This window comes from Pseudonocardia sp. Ae331_Ps2 (genome assembly GCF_001932405.1).
Lineage (GTDB): Bacteria > Actinomycetota > Actinomycetes > Mycobacteriales > Pseudonocardiaceae > Pseudonocardia.
This window is the reverse complement of the sequence record NZ_MCIM01000007.1, coordinates 1-2,636: the sequence shown is the minus strand read 5'-3', so window position 1 is coordinate 2,636 and position 2,636 is coordinate 1. Positions and strand designations below refer to the sequence as shown.

Annotated in this window: 4 protein-coding genes; 3 read left to right on the top strand and 1 reads right to left on the bottom strand. The window is 65.3% G+C overall.

The window, feature by feature from the left end:
• Positions 1–83 precede the first annotated feature (83 nt).
• Positions 84–986 carry a Scr1 family TA system antitoxin-like transcriptional regulator gene (locus Ae331Ps2_RS29855; RefSeq protein WP_075313610.1) on the bottom strand — a complete coding sequence of 301 codons (903 nt, stop codon included), beginning with the start codon at positions 984–986 and terminating at the stop codon, positions 84–86.
• Positions 987–1,100: 114 nt separating this feature from the next.
• On the opposite strand from Ae331Ps2_RS29855, the gene Ae331Ps2_RS34060 reads away from it, so the two are divergent.
• The 3 genes from Ae331Ps2_RS34060 to Ae331Ps2_RS29840 all read left to right on the top strand — a co-directional run bounded on the left by Ae331Ps2_RS34060 (position 1,101) and on the right by Ae331Ps2_RS29840 (position 2,506).
• Complete coding sequence (locus Ae331Ps2_RS34060) at positions 1,101–1,541, top strand: WhiB family transcriptional regulator (protein ID WP_371336487.1); 441 nt, start codon at positions 1,101–1,103, stop codon at positions 1,539–1,541.
• The gene (locus Ae331Ps2_RS29845; protein WP_075313606.1) at positions 1,538–1,939 is read left to right on the top strand and encodes a hypothetical protein; all 402 of its coding nucleotides are present in this window, start codon (positions 1,538–1,540) and stop codon (positions 1,937–1,939) included. Before Ae331Ps2_RS34060 ends, Ae331Ps2_RS29845 begins: the two co-directional genes overlap by 4 nt.
• A 120-nt stretch (positions 1,940–2,059) precedes the next feature.
• A complete protein-coding gene (locus tag Ae331Ps2_RS29840) occupies positions 2,060–2,506 on the top strand; it encodes a hypothetical protein (protein ID WP_139319280.1) in 447 nt (148 codons plus the stop codon).
• The last annotated feature ends 130 nt before the right edge of the window (positions 2,507–2,636 follow it).

The following is a 2,636-nucleotide window of genomic DNA, read 5'->3' as shown; positions in this document are numbered from 1 at the left end:
TCTCCTACGCGCGTGCGTGCACGCACGCGCGTAGGAGAGACGCTAGCACGCCCGGGCGGTTGTCCAGCCGGACAAGTAGACGATCACACACCGTCACTGTTCTGGCTGGTGTCGATGCTGCTGTCCTTGCCAGCTCGCATCTCCCGAGCGAGACCTTCGACGAACTCGATCGCCTGGTCACCGCGCCAGCTGTGTCGCTGATAGACGCGGAACTGGTCGATGTGGCGCTGCACGTTATCTGTACTGGCTTCAGGAATGAATATCTCGTCATCGAGGGTTCGAGCAACCAGGTTATCGACACCCTCATGAGGGGATGTGTAAATGGTAAAGCTGGGGACGCGATCAATGTGCGGCTTGATATTTGCCGGGAGGACGCCTAGGGTGAATCGTCCGCGCCGGGCGAGAGAGCTGATCCAATAAAGCTGATCAATCATGATCTCTTTGTTCTCGCCTCGAAATTCTAGCGCCTCTTCGGAAAGGATTACATTGAGGCGACGTGGAGTTTCGTAGAGGATCTTCTGGCGTGCGATCTTGGCGAGGATGCTCGCTGCAAGGCGCTGCCTTGAGGTGACGCTTCCCCCTGTGGCCACCCAGTGCATGTAGGTGGTCGTCTGAAGGGCGGCCGGAATGACGGAACTCTGCCAGGCGGCGACTTGTGCGGCAGCCCCCTCAAGTGAGCCTATATCTCTAGGCTGGATATTCCATCCGCTAATTGGTACGTTTCTCCATAGAGTCGGTGAACCACCTGCCCGTCGTGCTATATCTGTTATTTTTGCGCAGGTCCCTGGCGGTGTTGATGTTTCGTGTAGCCATCTCTGAAGTTCGGGTTCGGATATCCGCAGTCGCCCCGACTCAATTCTGCTGATTCGCGATTGATCGAGACCAATTATCGCGGCGAGTGCGTGACCGGTTAGGCCGGCCTGCCGGCGTCGCGTTCGAAGCTCTTCGCCGAGGTGGCGTCGAGCGTCAGGGCGGCTATCGGCCATGTCGTCCGCGTGCCTCCATGCTTCGATCTTGAGTCCCTCCTGAGCTGCTGTGCACGGAGCGGACTGTCGAGTGACCTCTTGACAGCGGGCCGCCGCTGCACCACCCTTAAATGCATGTTGATTCCATGCACTTGCATGGAGCAGCGGTCAGACCTCAATGGTCGGGCCTCGACAGGTCGCATCCCTGCCGAGGCCCTGCGAGTCACCACCTGTATCGAGGAGGCGACCCACGTGGTCGAGGGTAGTCCTGTCTTTGACGATGGTCCGGGATCTGCAGTCCCGGTCCCGCCGGAGTTGTCGTCTCATCCGGGGCGGCATTGTCGCGGTGTTGATCCTGAGGTGTTTTTCCCGCTCTCGGAGTCGACTGGGCTGGGTGTGTTGCAGGCCCGGCTGGTGTGCACCGGGTGTCCGGTGCGGGTCGTGTGTCGTGAGTGGGCGACGGTGACGGGGCAGTACGGCATCTGGGGCGGCACCACCCGGGAGGAGCGCGCCGCGCACCGTCGCGCCGCCGCGACCGCCGGCGGCGAGGCTGCCCGACCGGCGGTGGCCGCATGAACATCTCGGACATGGCACCTGCCGCCGCGGCCGTGCCCTCTGATCTGAAGGCGCGCAGCGCCTACGCCGCGTTGCGCCGGATCGCAGCCCAGCGCAGCATCTTTGCGACCGCCTACGGCCGGGCCCGCACCCCGGGAGACCGCGCCGCGGCGGCTCTCACTGCTGTCCGAGCGGCGATCCCCGCGATGACCAGCCCGCGGACCACGCGTCTCCCGGCCGTCGACCGCCGGCTGGACCGGATCGCCGATGACCTCGTGGACCTGTTCGTTGAGCTCCACGCCGCGCAGGAACGTGCGGCGGAGACTGCGATCCGTGCGAAGCAGCGCACCGCTGCCCGCAGTCAGGCCCGCCGCGAGCAGCGACGGGCCACCACCACCGCCGCAGGTGGTGAGTCGTGATGGATGTCCGGGCCCGGTGTGTGTTCTGTGGCCGGTCGTTCGAGATGCCGCGTGATGGCGGCACGCCGCCGCGGGCCTGTGGCCGTTGCCGTCACCGGCAGAGGGCGGGAGGTGGTCGTCGTGCCACAACCGATCTCTGACCAGCAGCAGCAGGGCGAGGCCCCGGCGGAGCGGCCCGGCCTCTACGTCGTCGACGCGCCCGCTCCCGGAAGGTCGAACCCGGACGGTCCAAGGGCCGTCGACGAGCCGGCCGCGGCAGTGGCGCCGTTGGCGCCATGGGACCAGCGCCTCATCGACGTAGTCCGTGATGTGGTGGAGGCCCGGCCGCGGTGGAACCAGACTCCGCCCTCGTATGCCCAGACCTGGGCCTACTCGCGTACCGGGGACTGGACCACCAGCAGTAACCCGCTGGTCCGCGGCGTGCACGCGGCGCTGACACTGGCCGCCCTGGCCGTGGTGTTCCCGCTGGACTGGCTGGGCAACGTGATCCGGGACAAACCATCCGGGTTCATGATCACCGTTGTCGTTATCGGGCTGCTCGTTCTGTCTGTGTCGGGTGGTGGGTGATGTCGTGGTCGATGTTCATCCCGTCGTCGATGCCCGCGCTCGGTGCGCTCGCCCTGGTCCTCGCGGTGCTGCTGGTCTTCCTGGATGTGCCGGGGAAGGGCGTGGATTGGGAGAAGGTCGCCGCTGTGTT

Excerpts from the sequence above, each read along its gene's own strand:
- Ae331Ps2_RS29855 (WP_075313610.1), bottom strand. The coding sequence starts at position 986 with ATGGCCGATAGCCGCCCTGACGCTCGACGCCACCTCGGCGAAGAGCTT.
- Ae331Ps2_RS34060 (WP_371336487.1), top strand. The coding sequence starts at position 1,101 with ATGTTGATTCCATGCACTTGCATGGAGCAGCGGTCAGACCTCAATGGT.
- Ae331Ps2_RS29845 (WP_075313606.1), top strand. The coding sequence starts at position 1,538 with ATGAACATCTCGGACATGGCACCTGCCGCCGCGGCCGTGCCCTCTGAT.